We start from the raw sequence: 16,795 nt of genomic DNA on the forward strand, positions 1-16,795 counted from the left end.
GCCATTCACTGCCAGTTCTCCCGGCGAAGATCATCCGCGACGAGTTTGGCCGCCGCGTTCTGCCAGTTGTAGAGCGTGCGTTCGGGAACCTCGCGGACGAACCAGTCGAACGCCTGCCGCTCGGCGGCGGCGAGCCCGCCGCGGCCGGCCCCGCGCCGGTAGGGACGCAGCCCCCGGACGTACGGAAAGTACAGGACGTTGTAGAACCGCCACTCCTCGCTGGTGCCGAACTCCCCGTCGCGGGGCTTGAGGCGCTGGATGCCCTCCAGCAGCAACTGCTTCAGCTCGGCGGCCCGCTCCAGCGGGCTGTCACCGGTGACCCGCGCGTCGATCACCGGCAGGTTCGCGAGCGGGCTGCTGGCGAGCTTGCCCAGATCCCCGTAACTGGCCAGGGCGCGCCGCGTCAGCCGGACGAACTCGGCCTCGTCCGGCGGCGGCGGACCCTGCTCGCGACGCGGCAGCGCCTCGGACGTCTCGCGCAGCTCGGCCCGCTCGCGGCGGATCCGCGGATCACCCGGAAAGGCGATCCGGTCCAGCGCCCGGTGCACCGGACCGGCCAGCGTCTGCACGGCGACGGCCACCGCGATCACACCGAACAGCAGCGCCGAGAGGGCGGGCGCGGGCCCGCCGAGCGCGACGGCCAGCGCGACCTGGCCGCCGGACGCGACGGCCACGACCGCCGCCCCCAGCAGGGACCGCAGCATGTCGCGCCAGAGCGCCTCGCCCGCCTGGAACGCGCTGGACATCGCGATGGCCACGCCCAGCAGGACCATGTCCACGTCGACGGCGACGACGGACAGCAGGCCGGGCGGGCCGAACAGCGGGAACATGAGCAATGCGGCCCCCAGCCCGAAGAACAGCGTGGCGACCGCCGCCAGCCACCCGGCCCGCGGCGGCCTGGCCCGCACGAGCAGCACCAGCACCCCGGCCAGCGGCCCCAGCAGCAACACCCCGACCACCACCCGCGCCGCGAGGTTCACCCCCGATCCCAGGCCGGACGCCGCCGGCCACGCGAACGCCACGAGCGTGAGCGGGACGAGCCCCCTGGACCAGACCCGGTCCAGCCGTTCGCTTCCGGGAACGAGGGTCAGCACGGCCCCCGTCCAGAGCAACGCCGGCAGGTGGACCAGCGTGGTCTCGACCGCGCCCAGTACCTTCGCCGCGGGTTCCGGTACGGCGGTGAGAACCTGGGCGACCGCGAGCGCGGCGCCGTAGGCCAGCAGCCCCAGCCCGGCCCTCCGCGGTCCGCGCTCCCGGGGATCCCGCGCGATCACGTAACACCCGAGCCACCAGGTGAGCCCGAACACGGCCGCGACGGCGAAGAGCATCCCGCCTCCTTTCCGGCCGCGAGCGTATCGGCCGCGCGCTCCGGCCCCGCCGCCAGGTCTGGTCACCAGGCGCTGTCATCAGGCCCTGCCTCAGGTGAACGGGAATCCGTGCGGGCTCGCCGACGAGGGGCGGCGGGGGCAGGCGTTCCACCCGCTCGAACCGTTTCGAACCCGGGCGGACGCCTTTACGTTGTAGATTAACGGCTTTCCCGAACGGCGGGCCCTTCCTCCCGGGAGCTCAGGAAGTCCAGGATCGGCAGGGTCTGCCCTCGCAGGAGGTGCCCGGCGTCGGGCAGCAGCCGGACCGTCGCGTGCGGCACGGCGGCCTCCAGCCGCCGCCGGGTTTCGTGGGAGTCCAGGAGCGCGTCGCGCCCGCCGACCGTCACCAGCACCGGCATGCTCAGGCGGCGCAGGGTGTCGTCGTCGAACACCGGGATTCTCTCGCGGCGGGGCCGGAAGTGCTCATGCACGAGCATCACGTGCTCGCCGTACGCCCGCATCGGCTCCGCCGAGGGCGGCGGAGGTTCCGGGGACGCCGAAGACGCCGAAGACGCCGCCGCCGCAGCAGACGCAGAGGACGCATCAGGAGCCGGGGACGCCGAGGACGCCGCCGGGCCCAGGACCAGTCTCATCGTCCTGTCCCTCCCCCACCGGCCGAACGGCATCAGCAGCAGCGCCAGGAGAAGCACCCCGTACTTCTGCCCGCCGATGCCGCTGGGGCACAGCAGCGCCAGGCGGGCGACCCGTCCGGGGCGCCGCGTCGCGTAGTCCACCGCCAACCGGCCGCCGAGCGAGGTTCCCACGATGGAGACGCGCCGGACGGCGAGGGCGGCCAGCACGTCGTCGAGCCACAGCGCGTGGGCGTCGGAGTCCAGGGCGGGCCGCGAGGGGGCGCTCAGGCCGGGCTCTCCGATCGTGTCGACGGCGTACAGGCGCAGATGCCGCGACCAGGCGGCCACGTCCTCCATCCACATCGCGCTGCTGGCGCCGGAACCGTGCAGCAACAGCACCGGCGGGGCGTCCCGGGGCCCGCAGGCCACGACGAAGGTCTCGCCCTGCCGGGTCGGCACGCGCAGGTGCTCGGCGGGCACCGGCCAGCGCTCCAGCAGCGCGCGGCAGCTCCGCTCGACGGCACGGGCGCCTTCGGCGGAGGTGTAGATGCCGTTCACGATCCCTCCTTGGCGAGCGCGGTGTGGATGCCGTTCACGGCCTCTCCTTGGCGAGCGCGGTGTAGATGCCGTTCACGGCCTCTCCTTGGCGAGCGCGGTGTGGACGCCGTTCACGATCTCTCCTTGGCGAGAGTGTCGATGACCTTGAGCAGCTCCGCGGTGCCGTCCAGACCACCCAGCACGATGATCTTCATGCTGGCCCTCTCCTCGTCGTAGACGACCTCCACGCGCAGGCGTCCCTCGTCGGGGGCGCCGCCCGCGGCGAGGGCCATGAGCGTGTTGCTCAGCCGGCTCATCGCCTCGAAGCCGATCGCGTCGATCTGCACGATGCTGGACACCTCGACGTGGCGCCGGCGCCCGGCCGTCTCACCGGCGGGCGGTGTCACCGGATGGCCGGTGAAGGCCTCCAGGTCCTCGCGCGCGATCCGGTACTGCTTGCCGATGCGGACGGCCTTCAGCCGCCCGTCGCGCACGTAGGCGCGCACCGTCTTGGCGTGCAGGCCCAGCAGGTTCGCCACCTGCTCGACCGAGTAGGGCTGAGACACCGATCCCCCCCGAAAAGTCCTCTAATTTTCCCTAAAATACCTTAACAATGGACAGAATAGGGAGCGATGGGGAACAAAAGGGAAGTTCGCGACTCGTCTCACCGGATCCGCGACTCGATGCCGTCCAGCAGGTAGTCCAGCCCGGTGGCGAACACCGGGTCCCAGTCGTTGCCGATCGGGGACCCGTGCGCCGCGAGAGTCGGATACAGCTCCCGGCGGGCCAGCACGTGCAGGTCGGCGGCCCGCTTCCACCCGGCCTCGCCGTACCCGGCACCGGCGGCCTGCATCGTCGCGGAACCGATGACGTAGTTGGCCAGGGCGTACGCGGCGGCGGTCAGACGCGGGCCGGTGAGACCCGCCCCCGCCAGCACGGCGTGCAGGTGTTCGGTGCGGGCCAGGACGTTGGGGCCCAGCAGGGGGCGGTCCAGCACCCTCACCGACCACGGGTGGCGCAGCATGGTGGCGCGCCACTCGGCGATCAGGGCGGTGACGTCGTCGCGCCACGCGCCCCGCGGCCCCGGCGGGACGGGCACCTCGCCGAACACGGCGTCGAGCGCGAGGTCCAGCACGTCGTCCTTGGTCTCGACGTGCAGGTAGAGCGTGGTGGCGGCGGTTCCCAGCCGCTCGGCGAGGCGGCGCATGGTCAGCCGGTCCGCCCCCTCCTCGTCCAGCAGCTCCACGGCCGCCGCCACGATCCGCCCGAGGGTGACCACCGGCTCGGCCCGGCCCGCGCGCGGGGGACGCAGCCACACCCCCGGCGCCGCCTCACCGCTCCGGCGCCGCGTTCTCCTGCCCGGCGTAGCGCTCACGCTCCTCCGATCCCCGCCTCGTCCACTCCGGAGATCTTAATGGCTTGAGAAGCGGGCCAATCAATGTTCATAGTGTATGACCAATGTTCTAACTGCGGTTTCTCTCCACCACGATGGAGGCCGCCGCCTTCGAGAGGACGCGCCCGTGGGACATGTCGAGGCCGACGAGCTGACCTACGTGCTGCCGGACGGGCGGCTGCTGCTCAACGAGGTGTCCTTCCGCGTCGGCGACGGCGTCACCGCGGCCCTGATCGGTCCCAACGGCGCGGGCAAGACCACCCTGATACGGCTGATCGCCGGCGACCTCTCCCCCTCCGCCGGGCGGATCACCGCGTCCGGCGGGCTCGGCGTGATGCGCCAGTTCATCGGAGGCCTCCGCGGCGGCCTGACGGTACGCGAGCTGCTGCTGGCGGTGGCCCCGGAACGCGTGCGCGCCGCGACCGCCGAGCTGGAGCGGGCCGAGCGCGCGCTGGGGGAACGCGACCTGGAGGAGACCCAGCTCGCCTACGCCCGCGCCCTCGGCGACTACGCCGACGCCGGCGGCTACGACATCGAGGTCACCTGGAGCGCCTGCACCACCTCGGCCATGGGCGCTCCCTACGAGCGGGTGGCGGACCGCGACGTCGGCACGCTGTCGGGCGGCGAGCAGAAGAGGCTCGCGCTGGAGGCGCTCCTGCGTGGCCCCGACCAGGTCCTGCTGCTCGACGAACCCGACAACTACCTGGACGTCTCCGGCAAGCAGTGGCTGGAGGAACAGCTGGGGGCCACCCGGAAAACCGTCCTGCTCGTCTCCCACGACCGCCGGCTGATCGCCAACACGGCCACCCGCGTCATCACCGTGGAGTCACGCGGGGTGTGGACCCACGGCGGGAACTTCGCCACCTACGCCCAGGCCCGCCTCGACCGCAACGAGCGCCTGCACGAGCGCCGCCGCCGCTGGGACGAGGAGCACGCCCGCCTCAGGAAACTGGTCCACACCCTGCGCCAGAAGGCGACCAACAACGACTCCGTCGCCTCCGCCTACCGGGCCGCCCAGACCCGGCTGGGCAGGTTCGAGGAGGCGGGCCCGCCCGAGAGCGCGCCCAAGGAGCAGAACGTCCAGATGCGCCTGAGCGGCGGCCGTACCGGCAAGCGCGCGCTCACCTGCACCCGCCTGGAGCTGACCGGCCTGACGGAGCCGTTCGACGTCGAGATCCACTACGGGGAGCGGGTGGCGATCCTCGGCCCGAACGGCTCCGGCAAGTCCCACTTCCTGCGGCTGCTGGCCGAGACGGGGAGCGGCGCGCTCCCCCGGGTGCCGGCGTCGCCCGCCCCGGCACCTGCGCCGGTACGCCACCGGGGCACCGTGGAGCTCGGGGCCAGGGTCGTGCCCGGCCACTTCGTCCAGACGCACACCCGGCCCGACCTCGCCGGGCGGACTCCCGCCGACATCATCACGGCCGCCGGGTCGCTGACGCTCAACGACGCCATGGCCGCCCTCGCCCGCTACGAGCTCGCCCCCGCCGGCCGGCAGCCCTTCGAGACCCTCTCCGGCGGCCAGCAGGCACGCCTGCAGATCCTGCTGCTCGAGCTGTCGGGAGCCACCCTGCTGCTGCTCGACGAGCCGACCGACAACCTCGATCTGGCCAGCGCGCAGGCACTCCAGGACGGCCTCGCCTCCTTCTCCGGCACCGTTCTCGCCGTCACCCACGACCGGTGGTTCGCCGACGACTTCGACCGGTTCCTGATCTTCGGCGCCGGCGGGGACGTCCAGGAGTCCGCCGAGCCCCTCTGGCAGCCGGACCGGACCCGCCGCGCACGGTGACGGACGGGCGGTGTCCGATTCCTACAAGACGGCCGGGCCGGTCACCCGGCAGCATGGAGCACCATGAGTGACAGCATCCTCGACACCGCCCGGGCCTTCGTCCTCCGCGAGGGGCGCCTGCTCGAACGCCGCCTGTTCGCCACCCTCTTCCAGGGGGCACCCGCCACCGGCGTGGTGGACGCCCTGCGCGGCTACCGGAACGCGGACGGCGGCTTCGGCCACGGACTCGAACCGGACAAGCGCTGCCCCGACAGCCTGCCCATCGATGTGGAGATCGCGTTCCAGACGCTGCTGGCGGCCGGCGTGCCGGCGACCGGCCCGCTGGTGCCGGAGGCGTGCGACTGGCTGGCGACGGTCGCCGCGCCCGACGGGGCGGTGCCCCTGTCCCTGCCGGTCATGGAGGCCTATCCCAGGGCCGTGCACTGGTCGGAGTGGACCTACGCGCCGGGGCTGAACCCCACCGCCGGGCTGGCCGGGCTGCTGCACCGGATGGGCGTGGAGCATCCGTGGCTCACCCGGGCCACCGACTGGTGCTGGTCGGCGCTGGAGAAGGGCTTCCCCGAGGACGCGCACGCCATGTCCGAGACGCTCGTCTTCCTCGAACACGTCCCGGATCGCGATCGGGCCGAACGCCTCGCCGAGCGGGTGCCCGAGTGGCTCCCCCAGCTGAAGTGGTACCGGAGCGACCCCGCGGACCCGGAGTACGGGGTCACTCCCCTGCACCTCGCCCCCCACCCCGACAGCCCCTGGCGCCGGCTGTTCACCGACGAGGTGATCGAGGGCCACCTCGACCGGCTGGCGGCCGACCAGCAGCCCGACGGAGGATGGGCCATCACCTGGGAGCCTCCCGGCGCGGCCGCCACCCTGGAGTACCGGGGGGTCGAGACCCTGCGGGCCCTCCAGGTGCTCGGCGCCTACCGGAGAGTGCCGTCGAGCTGACGGGGCGGCGAGCGGTGGCGGGACGACGGGCCGGCGGGACATCCCAGCGGCCCGTCACCCGGGGACGTGCTCACGAACCGGCCCGCCACCCGAGGGCATGCTCACGGATAGGCTCCCGGGCGGACGATCATCAGGACGACGACGACCGCCCACAGCAGGTTGTAGATCCCGGCGACCATGGACAGCGCGCGCAGGCGCCTGCCGTCGTCGGGCGCGGCGAGCGCGTCGCGTTGCTCCGGATAGATCCGCAGGGCCAGCAGGCCGCCCGCGAGCCCGGTGAGGGCGATGGAGACGAAGATCCACCCCTCGCCCATCCGGCCCTGGACGAGGGCCAGGACGATCCCGAAGACGGGCACGACGATCCCGAAGACGCCGTAGACCCGGGTGATGCGGTGCAGCGCGACGGCCACGGCCCGGTTCCGCTCCCCGGAGACCTCCGGGGCCGCCAGGGCTTCCGGGGCTCGCGGGGCTCCGGAGGGGGAGCCTGCCGGGCCGGTCCCCGCGGCCGGACCCGCGGGAACGCCGGCGGCGACCGGCGCGTAGCGGGGGAACAGGCTCGTCGCGACGGCCGAGCCCCCGACGAACACGATGCCGGCGAGCACATGGATCGACAGCAGAAAGGCTTCCACGGGTTCTCCCTTCCTCGCGACCTTCAGGCAGGCTGAAGCCTAACACGAAAGCTTCAGGCGGACTGAAGCTGAAGGAAGACCAAGGGAGGAGACGTGACGCGCGGGCGCCGGGAGGACGGACCAGAGGGCCGGGCGGACGGATCAGGGGGTGGCGAACCCTCCGAACGCGGCGCGTACGGCACCGGCGACCTGCTGCTGGATCGGGTCCGCGGCGGGGCCGAACAGCAGGTCGTCGACCTCGGCTATCGCGCCCGTCGCCGCGTCGAGGAGGCGCGCCCCGTCGGGCGTGATCTCGATGGCCGACGCGGAGCCCGCGCGGGCGGTGTTGTCGCGCACCAGCCCGGCTCCGGCGAGCACCTTCACCGCGCTGTGGACACTCTGGACCGTCGTGCCGGACATACGTGCCAGATCGCTGAACGACACTCCGGGCACGCCGGCGATGTGACCGAGCAGGCCGAGCCTGCTGACCGTGAGATCGAGCGGCGCGAGGACGGTGTTGAGCTCGGTCTCGATCCGGCGCGCCAGCGTGAGCAACACGATGGAGACGCTGGTCACGGGCGGGCCGGGACGGCGGTTCTCGATGGTCACCTCCCCAGTCTCCCGCACGGTGGGAGTACCGGGCCGTCACCGGCGGCGCGCGGCGCGCGGCGGACGGGCGCCGTCCGGGTCGCACCCCGGTCCCGTCCTTCCGGCCGGCGAAAAACCGGTGGCAGGGCGGCCGGGAACGGTGCCAGAGTGCCCGGGTGACCGTACCTCGCGTCGATCTACTGATCCGGCAGCTCGACATCGCATGGGCGCTGTTCGAGTACCACCTGAAGGACCTCGACGACCAGGCCTGCCTCTGGGAGCCCGCGGCGGGCTGCTGGACCGTCCGGCCTGACGATCGGGGCCGCTGGGTGGCCGACTGGGAGGTGCCGGAGCCGGATCCCGCGCCGGTCGTCTCGATCGGGTGGCTGACCTGGCACATCGGCTTCTGGTGGACCACCACCCTCGGACACTGCTTCGGATCCGGGGCACCCGCGCGCGAGGAGATCACCTGGCCGGGCACCGCCGCGACCGCGGCCGGCTGGCTGCGCGGGCTGAGGGACGGCTGGCGGGCGGCCCTGCTGCCGCTCACCGACGCCGACCTCGACTCCACCGACAGGACCGCCGGCCTGCCGTGGGGACAGGAACAGAGGCTGGTGGACATAGCGGGCTGGGTCACCGTCGAGCTGACCAAGAACGTTTCCGAGATCGGCCTCGTCCGCCACCTTCACGAAGCACGGAAACCCGAACCCGGCGATCCCCGGGTGTGATCACGCGACACGACGAGGACGACGAGGTCACGGCCGCACCCCGTCGTGACCCGCCCGGTACGCCCCGCCGGCCCCTCGGCCGCGTCCCGGTTGTCAGGCGTCGTGACGCGTCGGGATACTGACCGCCTCTTCGCATGATCACACAGAGGACGAGAATGCACCCCTTTCCCGCACCCCCCTTTCCGAGGCCCGTGCAACCGATCCGCGCCCTGGCTGTCGCGACCACGGTGCTGCTGGGTGTCACGACGCTGGTCGACCTTCTCGCGCTCGTGGTCACCGTGGAGCGCATCTCGCTGCTCTCCGGACTGGTGGACGCCCCGTACGCGATCGACGCCGGCGCGCTGGAGGTCAACGACGACGCGTACGCGTTCTTCGGGGTGGCGCAGAGCGGCGTCTACATCCTGACCGGGATCACGTTCCTGATCTGGCTGACCAGGGCCCGCTCGAACGCCGAGGCCCTCACCGCGATCGAACACCGCAGGGATTCCCAGTGGGTCGTGCTGGGCTGGCTGCTCCCGGTCGTGAACCTGTGGTTTCCCAAGCAGATCGTCGACGACATCTGGGCGACGTCCAAACCCGGCCACCTGCCGGTGAACCCGCCGCACCCCGGCGCGCTGCGGAGCGCTCCCCGGTCGTGGCTGGTACGGACCTGGTGGCTGACATGGCTGATCGCCACCTTCGTCTCCCTCATCGTCTACCGGGTCGTGGCCCGGGGCGAAAGCCCGATCTCCGACCTCATGACGGCCCGGACCGAGCTCCTCTTCGCCGCCCCGAGCGCGATCTCCGCCGTCCTGGCCGCCCTGATCGTCATGAGGATCACCCGATTTCAGGAGGACCGGTCCCCGTCGTCCCTCGCATCGGCGGCCTGAGCGGTCCCGGGATCACGGCGGCTCGTCCACGGTGACCGGGACGCGCATGACCGGGACGCCCATGCCCGGGACGCGCATGACCGGCACGGGAGGGATGCTCAGGCGCGAGGGCCGAGGTGCATCCCGCCGCTGACGTCGAGCACGTGGCCGGTGACCCAGCGGCCGTCGTGGGAGGCCAGGAACGCGACCGCGTCGGCGATGTCGGCGGGCAGGCCGATCCGGCCCAGCGCCGTCAGGCCGCTCATGAACTCCTCGACGCCGGGATCCTCCAGCAGCGAGGCGTTCAGGTCGGTGAGGGTGGCGCCCGGCGTGACGGTGTTCACCGTGATCCCCCGCGCCCCCAGCGCGTTCGCCAGGGTGAAGCCCATGGTCTCGACGGCTCCCTTGGTCATGGAGTAGGAGGTCTGGAAGGGTGTGGCGACCCGGGTGCTGGCGGAGGAGACGGTGATGACGCGCCCGCCGTCGCGCATCAGCGGGAGGGCCCGCTGGATGATGAAGAACGGCGCCTTCACGTTGACGGCGAACAGATGGTCGAACCCCTCGGGGGTGGTCTCCTCGATCGGCCCGGCCGGAGGTCCGGCCGCGTTGTTGACCAGGATGTCGAGCGGCTGTCCCGCCAGGCCCTCGCCCAGCCCGGCGAACAGGGTGTCCACGTCGCCGTCGACGCCGAGTTCGGCCCGGACCGGGAAGGCCCGCCCACCGGCCTTCCCGATCGCGGCCACCGTGTCGTTCGCCGCGCTCTCGTTGCTGCCGTAGTGCACGGCGGTCAGCGCGCCGTCGGCGGCGAGCCGCTGGGCGATGGCCCGGCCGATGCCGCGTGAGGCTCCCGTCACCAGTGCCGTCTTGCCCGTCAGGCTTCCCATGCGAAGGCTCCCTCATCGGTGGTTGGTGCGGCCAGCCTCTCCGACGGCGCTGACCGTCCGCGCACCGAACACCGGCCGTCACGCACCGGGCGGTGCGGGCCGGAGCAGGGCGAGGGCGTCCTCACAGGTCATCGCCGCCCCCCGTTCGAAGGCTGCGGCGTACCTCTGCGATCCGATCCGGTCCCGGGCTCCGGCCGCCACCTCGGGTCTCGCAACGTCGCCGGCGCCGCGTACCGCCACGGCCCGGGCGCCGCGTACCGCCACGGCCGCGCCCAGCAGCAACGCGGCGCGCTCGGCATCGCCTTCGAGCAGGGCGAGACCGGCGGCGCCCGCGACCGCCTCGGCCGCCACCGGGCGGTCGCGGTGGCGGATCGCGATCTCCATCGCCCGGGACAACCGGGCTCGCGCCTCGGTGACGTCCCCCTCGGCCTCGGCGATCCGTCCCAGCCCGATCAGGGCTCGCGATCGCGCCCGCCCGGCGCCCGCCGTCGCGGCGGCGTCTCCGGCCAGTGCCAGCTCGAAGAGACGCCGGGCGCCGGGCAGGTCGCCACGCAGCCGCGCGACCTCGCCGAGCCCGCAGCGCGCCCCGGCCACCGCTTCCGCGGTGCCCGCCGTACGGGCCAGTTCGGCGGCGCGTTCGTAGTCGAGGTACGCGGCGGCGAGGTCGCCGCCCACGCGGATCGCCCCGTACGCGCGCCGGCACAGCAGGTCCGCGGCGGCCTCGGCGGCGCCGAGCTCGCCGAGCAGCGCGAGCGCCTCGTCGCTCAGGGCCGACGCCCCGGCCCGGTCCCCCCGCCAGCCGGCGATCTCGGCCAGCCGGTCCAGCGCGTTGGCGGCCCCCCACCGGTCGCCGATCGACCGGAAGCCGTCGAGTGCGAGCAGGAAGGCCCTCTCGGCCTCGGCCGGCTCACCGCCGAACAGCCGTCGGTGCCCCTCGCTCAGCCGTCCCAGCGCCTGCGACCACGGGTCGGGGCCGAGCAGCTCCGGCGGGATGGGGACGGGCGCGTCCGCGGGCACCATGGCCATGGAGTACAGGAGGAGAAGGTGCGGACGCCGGAGCGGGCACCCGCGGGAGAGGATGATCGACTGCGCTCGTTCCAGGCCGGGGGAGCCGGTCGGCGCGGTGTGCACGACGCACAGGACGTACTCCTCCACCAGCTCGGGCAGCACCGAGGTGCCGGGCGTCTCGACGAGCGCGGCGGCCGACGGGGCGCCCTCGTCACGCAGGCCGCTGAGCCACCAGTGCCACGACAGCGCGGCGACCAGCCGCACCCCCAGAACGGGGTCGGCGCGGACCGCCCAGCGCAGCGCGGCGTGGAGGTTGCCGTGCTCGGCGGTCAGCGTGACCGTCCACTCCAGCTGCGAGGCGCCGCGCAGGTGGGCGTCGGCGGTCTCGGCGAGGTCGCGGAAGTAGGTGGCGTGCGCCCGCCGCATCGCGTCCCGCTCACCGGCCTCGGCCAGCCGTTCGGCGCAGAACTCCCGTACGGTGTCCAGCATGTGGTAGCGACCGCCGTGGGCCTCCACCAGGGACTTGTCCACCAGGCTGGTCATCACGCCGGTGGTGTCGGGCACGCCGCAGACGCCGGCGGCCGTCTCCAGGGTCGCGCCCCCGGCGAAGACCGTGAGGCGCCTGGCCAGCAGCCGCTCCCGGGCGTCGAGCAGGTCCCAGCTCCACTCGATCACCGCGCGCAGCGTCCGGTGTCGCGGCGCGGCCGTGCGGTCGCCCCGCGACAGCAGCCGGAACCGGTCGTCCAGCCGGTCGGCGACCTCCTCCACCGTGAGCGAGCGCAGCCGCGCGGCGGCCAGCTCGATGGCCAGGGGCAGGCCGTCGAGAGCCGCGCAGATCCGCGACACCGTCCCGACGTTGCCCGCGTCCACCACGAACCCCGGACGCACCGCGGCGACCCGGTCGGCGAACAGCCGCACGGCGGCGTGACCGAGTGCCTCCTCGGGTCCCGCCGCGGGCCCGGGGAGCGCGAGTGGCGAGACCGGGCACAGGGACTCGCCCGTGATGCCCAGCGCCTCCCTGCCGGTGACCAGCACCCGCAGTTCCGGGCACGCGGCCAGCAGCCGGTGGACCAGCCGGGCCACCTCGTCGAGGAGATGTTCGCAGTTGTCGGCGACGAGCAGCATCCGGCGGCCCTCGAGCTCCGCGACCAGGCGGCCGAAGGGGTCGGCCGAGCCGGGAAGCAGCCCGTACTCACGCAGTCCCAGCGCCAGGCCCACCGCCTGCGGGACCTGCGTGCCGTCGTCGAGCGGGGCCAGGTCCACGAAGCACACCTCGCCCGGCTGCCGCCGGGCCGCCTCGACGGCCAGCCGGGTCTTGCCCACCCCGCCGGGCCCGGTGAGGGTGACCAGGCGCGCCGTCCCCAGGAGCTCGCCGATCGTGGCGCGCTCCCGCTCGCGTCCCACGAAGCCGGTGAGCTGGGCGGGCAGGCTCGTGAGGGGCGGGCGGGCGTCTCGCAGCACGGTCAGGTGGATGTTCCCGAGCTCGGTGGACGGGTCCGCGCCCAGTTCCTCGGCCAGGGTGCGCCGGGCGTCCTCGAACACCACGAGCGCCTCGGCCTGCCGGCCCGAGCCGTGCAGCGCCCGCATGAGCTGGCCGCGCAGCCGTTCCCGCAGCGGGTGCGCGTCCACCATCCTCCGCAGCTCCGCCACCATCCCGCGATGTTCGCCCAGGGCGAGCTCGGCCTCGGCCCTGTCCTCGAAGGCGGTGACCCGCGTCTCCTCCAGGCGAGCCGCCTGGTCCCCGGCGAACGGCGCGCCGGACACATCCGCCAGGGCCGTGCCCCGCCACAGCCCCAGGCCCTCCCGCAGCAGGGCGGCCGCGCGGGGATGGTCACCGGCGGTCAGCGCGCGACGGCCCTCGCGGGCGAGCCGCTCGAACCGGTGCGCGTCGACGCTCTCGGGATCGGCGACGAGGCGGTAGCCCGCCGGGTGGAACTCGACCCGCGCGCCGACGGCCCGCAGCCCGCGGCGCAGCCGCGACACCTGGGACTGCAGGGCGTTCGCCGCGCCGGGCGGTGGCGCCTTCCCGTACAGACCGTCGATCATCCGCTCCACGCTGACCACCCGGTCCGCGTCCATCAGCAGCAGGGCGAGCAGCGCGCGCAGGCTCGGCCCGCCGACGGAGACCAGGTCTCCCGCGTCGGACCGCACTTCCACCGGGCCGAGGACACCGAACAGCACATCGCAGATTATCTCCCACGGAGGCCGGCCGGACCGTGGCCTCAACGCCACGGCGGCCGTGGGCAAGGGACCCGCGCCGCCCTGAACCGACGCGCTCTGAACCGGCGCATTCTGGGCCGACGCGCCCTGAACCGGCACACCCTGAACCGACGCGCCCTGAACCGACGCGCTCTGGGCCGATCAGGAGAAAAGGCCGACCAGAAGGAGAGGCCGACCAGGGCGGGAGACCGATCGGCGGCGAGCCCGGGGGTCGCCGCCGATCGGTGTACGGGCCGCAGGTGCCGGTCGCCCGGCTACGCGCTCCTGCCGAACACGATCCGGGTGCGAACCCTCTCCCCCGGGGCCGGGCTCCTGGTCTCCCCGTTGACCCGCACCCGGATCTGGCCCACCTGGCTCCCCGGCGTACACGGGCAGTCGAGGCCGACACGCTGGATCAGCAGCGGCGTGTTGCTGGGATCGAACTGGGCCGTACCCGGGTAGTAGGCGACGACGCGGTACACGCCCGTGGGGAGGCTCGACATCGTCAGGGTGGCGACGCCGTCCACGAGCAGGGCCCTGCCCAGGGTCACCCCGTCGGTGGCGAAGGTGACCCTGCCCGTGGGGACGCTCCCGTCCGCCGCCGTCACCGTCGCGGTGAAGGTGATCGGGCCGCTGTCGTTCCCCTCGCCGCACGTCGAGACCAGCCCGCTCGTGGTGACCGTTCCGCACACCGCGGACGCGGGCGAGACGGCCGTGCCGGGGTCGGGACTCGGGCCGGCGTCGTTGTGGGCGGCGGTCGCGGCGGTCGCAGCGGCCGCGGTGCCGGGGACGGCGGCGACCCCCATCGCGATCAGGGCCGCGAGAATCCCGGCCAGCCCCGAACGCGCCATGTTCCGCACCGTCACACGAGATCGATTGGTATATATCATAATATCGTTCTTTTCTTTGGTTATTGTGCCGTCCAGACGCATTGGGATGATGCGCCACGCCTTTCGACATTACTGATCCGCGGCGCGACACTCGCCATATGACATACCGATGGATCCCGGCGGAGCGAATTTGTCCATGACGAATGACAGCCCGCCCGACGGAGCAGGATGATCGTGAATGAAGACGACATCCAATGCGTTCCCCGACCCGGGGGCGCGTTCTTCGCGACCGCCGCGGGAACCCTCGCGCCCGGCCCCCGGGCGCGGGACGGGCGCGGAGCCGGTGCCCCGCGCGGGCTCCCTCAACGCTTGAAGATCAACCGCCACGGCATCAGGGCCGACTCCAGCTGCACCCGAAGGCTCATCTTCGAACTGCCCGCCCGGCGGTCGGAGAAATGGATCGGGATCTCGATGATCGTCATTCCCGCCCTGACCGCCCGGTAGTGCATCTCCACCTGGAAGCTGTAGCCCCCCGAGGAGATCGCGCCGAGGTCCAGAGCGGCGAGGCTCTCCGCCCGCCAGATCTTGAACCCGGCGGTCACGTCCCGCAACCCGACGCGCAGGATGGTGCGCACGTAGAGGTTCGCCCACCTCGACAGGGCCCGCCGCCTCAGGCTCCACTCGGCCGCCAGCGTCCCGCCCGGTACGTACCGGCTGCCGATCACGCACGCCGCCCCCGTGGCCAGCGCGGTGTCGAGCAGGCGCGGCACGGCGTCGACGGGATGCGAGAAGTCGGCGTCCATCTGCACCACGAAGTCCGTCCCGGCCGCGAGGGCGGTCTCCATGCCGTCGACATAGGCGCGCCCGAGCCCTTCCCTGACCCGCCGGTGCACCACGCCGACCCGGCCGGGATGCGCGGCGGCCAGTTCGTCGGCCACCTTCCCCGTGCCGTCCGGGGAGTCGTCGTCGACGACCAGGACGCGCAGGCCGTCAAGCGGCAACGCGAGCAGCGCCTCCGCGATCGGCGGAAGGTTGCCCACCTCGTTGAACGTCGGGATCACGACGGTGACGGTGGCCATGTTCGAGGTCAGGGCCTTCCGGGCTCGGCGGTCGGATGTTCTCACCGCGGAACGGCGCGGCGTCCGCGTCCGGTGATCTCGAACACCGGAAGCGGCAAAGATCACCCCATGCTAGCGGCCGGTAGGGGCCGTGCCGGTCTCCTCAGAGATGGAGGCCACCGGCGCGGCACGGCGCACCACCGGCGATGCGGACCGGAAAATCCGTTGCGCGGATATCAAGGTGACGTATCCTAAAGAATCGTCCATTGGGCATGGAACCGGGCAGTTACCAATATCGCAAGGACATCATGCGGGCACAATTCGTATCGGCCGATCAACCCGTGGAAATCAGCTGCGATGAGTCCGGCTCGGAGGGCGAGAAACTCATCGGCGGAAACACCGACGTCTTCACCCACGCCAGCCTGTGCATGGACGTCGAGTCGGCGGCGAGCTGTATTCAGGGAATACGGGCCAGGGGCCCCTCCCCGGCAGAGGAATACAAGGCGAACGTCCTGCTCCGCGAGAAGAACAGGTCCGCCCTCACGTGGCTGCTCGGGCCGTCGGGGCCGATCCACGGGAAAGCCCACGTGCATCTGACCGACAAGACCTTCCTCGTCGTCGGCAGGCTCGCCGGACTGGTCGCCGGGGAGACCGCTCACGTGCCGGACACGGGCCCGCAACGGGACCGGCAGGCCGGCGACATGGCCGCCGTCCTGTACCGCGAGGGCCGGCGCACGTTCGGGCACGAACGGTGGCAGCCCTTCCTGGCCTCGTTCAACGACCTGATGCGCGCCGGGAACGGCCGGGGCGCGGGGACGTCCGCCGAAGCGTTCTTCGACATGGTCGACGTCCTGTGCCTCGCCGGCGCGGGGAGCGAGGTCGGCGAGATCATGGGGCTGCTCCGGCGGGCCAGGCCCCGGGTGGAATCGTTCCTGACGCAGCTTCTCGACGATCCGCGGGTGATTCCGACGCTCGATCCCCTGATCCCGGCCATCGTCCGGGCCGTCGACTTCTGGGGTGAGGGCACCAGGCCCGTCTCGATCGTTCACGACCGGCAGACCACGCTGACGGAGGAGCGCGTCGCGCGGATCAGGGAGATGCTGGGCGAGCCACGGCCCGACGGTCTCCCCCGGCCGCCGGGGAGCCGGCTGGCGGGCCTGAGGTTCGTCGCCTCGCACTCGGACGCGCGGATCCAGGTCGCCGACCTCCTCGCCGGAGCGGCGAGGAAGATAGCGTCGGACGAGCTCAACGGCCGGGGCGACGCGGAGCTCACCGCCCTGCTGCGACCGTACGTGGACGTGTTCTCGGTCTGGGGAGACGACCGGAGCCGGTCCCTGCTGGAGTCCGCGTCCTGCACCCGGCCATGAGGCCTCCGCGGCCGCCCCGCGCCGCCCCTCGCGAACCGGCGTCACCCGGCGCGCGGGGCACGGCGCGGGCACCTGCCCGGTGT

At 72.9% G+C, this 16,795-nt stretch carries 15 protein-coding genes; 5 read left to right on the forward strand and 10 right to left on the reverse strand.

What is annotated here, in order from left to right; all coding sequences use genetic code 11:
- Nucleotides 1–5 precede the first annotated feature (5 nt).
- The 4 genes from AB0G15_RS35475 to AB0G15_RS35490 form a co-directional block, all read right to left on the reverse strand.
- Nucleotides 6–1,328: a hypothetical protein gene (locus tag AB0G15_RS35475; RefSeq protein ID WP_362848597.1), complete on the reverse strand. Its 1,323-nt coding sequence runs from the start codon at nucleotides 1,326–1,328 to the stop codon at nucleotides 6–8.
- A 197-nt stretch (nucleotides 1,329–1,525) separates the two neighbouring features.
- The gene (locus AB0G15_RS35480) at nucleotides 1,526–2,497 is read right to left on the reverse strand and encodes an alpha/beta hydrolase (RefSeq protein WP_362848600.1); all 972 of its coding nucleotides are present in this window, start codon (nucleotides 2,495–2,497) and stop codon (nucleotides 1,526–1,528) included.
- Between the two features lie 110 nt (nucleotides 2,498–2,607).
- Nucleotides 2,608–3,042: a helix-turn-helix domain-containing protein gene (locus AB0G15_RS35485; protein WP_362848603.1), complete on the reverse strand. Its 435-nt coding sequence runs from the start codon at nucleotides 3,040–3,042 to the stop codon at nucleotides 2,608–2,610.
- A 98-nt stretch (nucleotides 3,043–3,140) separates the two neighbouring features.
- Nucleotides 3,141–3,851 (reverse strand): TetR/AcrR family transcriptional regulator, encoded by a 711-nt coding sequence (locus tag AB0G15_RS35490; protein ID WP_362848605.1) that lies wholly within the window; start codon nucleotides 3,849–3,851, stop codon nucleotides 3,141–3,143.
- A 145-nt stretch (nucleotides 3,852–3,996) separates the two neighbouring features.
- Between AB0G15_RS35490 and AB0G15_RS35495 the strand changes: the two genes are divergently transcribed.
- Both AB0G15_RS35495 and AB0G15_RS35500 read left to right on the forward strand, forming a co-directional pair.
- Nucleotides 3,997–5,655: an ATP-binding cassette domain-containing protein gene (locus tag AB0G15_RS35495; protein ID WP_362848607.1), complete on the forward strand. Its 1,659-nt coding sequence runs from the start codon at nucleotides 3,997–3,999 to the stop codon at nucleotides 5,653–5,655.
- 63 nt (nucleotides 5,656–5,718) lie between these two features.
- Nucleotides 5,719–6,594 (forward strand): hypothetical protein, encoded by an 876-nt coding sequence (locus AB0G15_RS35500; RefSeq protein ID WP_362848609.1) that lies wholly within the window; start codon nucleotides 5,719–5,721, stop codon nucleotides 6,592–6,594.
- Between the two features lie 101 nt (nucleotides 6,595–6,695).
- On the opposite strand, the gene AB0G15_RS35505 is transcribed toward AB0G15_RS35500, so the two are convergent.
- On the reverse strand, nucleotides 6,696–7,223 hold the full coding sequence (locus AB0G15_RS35505; protein WP_362848612.1) for a hypothetical protein: 528 nt from the start codon (nucleotides 7,221–7,223) through the stop codon (nucleotides 6,696–6,698).
- 141 nt (nucleotides 7,224–7,364) lie between these two features.
- Complete coding sequence (locus AB0G15_RS35510; protein WP_362848615.1) at nucleotides 7,365–7,811, reverse strand: MarR family winged helix-turn-helix transcriptional regulator; 447 nt, start codon at nucleotides 7,809–7,811, stop codon at nucleotides 7,365–7,367.
- Nucleotides 7,812–7,966: 155 nt separating this feature from the next.
- Between AB0G15_RS35510 and AB0G15_RS35515 the strand changes: the two genes are divergently transcribed.
- Nucleotides 7,967–8,518, forward strand: coding sequence for a DinB family protein (locus tag AB0G15_RS35515; protein ID WP_362848618.1), 552 nt, complete (start codon nucleotides 7,967–7,969; stop codon nucleotides 8,516–8,518).
- 191 nt (nucleotides 8,519–8,709) lie between these two features.
- Nucleotides 8,710–9,387, forward strand: coding sequence for a DUF4328 domain-containing protein (locus AB0G15_RS35520; protein ID WP_362848621.1), 678 nt, complete (start codon nucleotides 8,710–8,712; stop codon nucleotides 9,385–9,387).
- Between the two features lie 98 nt (nucleotides 9,388–9,485).
- Here AB0G15_RS35520 and AB0G15_RS35525 read toward each other — a convergent pair whose 3' ends face one another.
- From AB0G15_RS35525 to AB0G15_RS35540, 4 genes are all read right to left on the reverse strand, one after another.
- Nucleotides 9,486–10,250 carry an SDR family oxidoreductase gene (locus AB0G15_RS35525; protein ID WP_362848623.1) on the reverse strand — a complete coding sequence of 255 codons (765 nt, stop codon included), beginning with the start codon at nucleotides 10,248–10,250 and terminating at the stop codon, nucleotides 9,486–9,488.
- Between the two features lie 78 nt (nucleotides 10,251–10,328).
- Nucleotides 10,329–13,439 carry a BTAD domain-containing putative transcriptional regulator gene (locus AB0G15_RS35530; protein ID WP_362848626.1) on the reverse strand — a complete coding sequence of 1,037 codons (3,111 nt, stop codon included), beginning with the start codon at nucleotides 13,437–13,439 and terminating at the stop codon, nucleotides 10,329–10,331.
- 293 nt (nucleotides 13,440–13,732) lie between these two features.
- Nucleotides 13,733–14,308 carry an Ig-like domain-containing protein gene (locus AB0G15_RS35535; protein WP_362848628.1) on the reverse strand — a complete coding sequence of 192 codons (576 nt, stop codon included), beginning with the start codon at nucleotides 14,306–14,308 and terminating at the stop codon, nucleotides 13,733–13,735.
- A gap of 341 nt (nucleotides 14,309–14,649) precedes the next feature.
- Nucleotides 14,650–15,366, reverse strand: a complete 717-nt coding sequence (locus AB0G15_RS35540) for a polyprenol monophosphomannose synthase (RefSeq protein ID WP_362848631.1) — start codon at nucleotides 15,364–15,366, stop codon at nucleotides 14,650–14,652.
- A 320-nt stretch (nucleotides 15,367–15,686) separates the two neighbouring features.
- Between AB0G15_RS35540 and AB0G15_RS35545 the strand changes: the two genes are divergently transcribed.
- A complete protein-coding gene (locus tag AB0G15_RS35545) occupies nucleotides 15,687–16,712 on the forward strand; it encodes a DUF3800 domain-containing protein (RefSeq protein ID WP_362848634.1) in 1,026 nt (341 codons plus the stop codon).
- Nucleotides 16,713–16,795 lie beyond the last annotated feature (83 nt).

Source organism: Streptosporangium sp. NPDC023825, from assembly GCF_040639575.1.
Taxonomy (GTDB): Bacteria; Actinomycetota; Actinomycetes; order Streptosporangiales; family Streptosporangiaceae; genus Streptosporangium.

Excerpts from the sequence above, each read along its gene's own strand:
- AB0G15_RS35475 (WP_362848597.1), bottom strand. The coding sequence starts at position 1,328 with ATGCTCTTCGCCGTCGCGGCCGTGTTCGGGCTCACCTGGTGGCTCGGG.
- AB0G15_RS35500 (WP_362848609.1), top strand. The coding sequence starts at position 5,719 with ATGAGTGACAGCATCCTCGACACCGCCCGGGCCTTCGTCCTCCGCGAG.
- AB0G15_RS35525 (WP_362848623.1), bottom strand. The coding sequence starts at position 10,250 with ATGGGAAGCCTGACGGGCAAGACGGCACTGGTGACGGGAGCCTCACGC.
- AB0G15_RS35535 (WP_362848628.1), bottom strand. The coding sequence starts at position 14,308 with ATGGCGCGTTCGGGGCTGGCCGGGATTCTCGCGGCCCTGATCGCGATG.
- AB0G15_RS35540 (WP_362848631.1), bottom strand. The coding sequence starts at position 15,366 with ATGGCCACCGTCACCGTCGTGATCCCGACGTTCAACGAGGTGGGCAAC.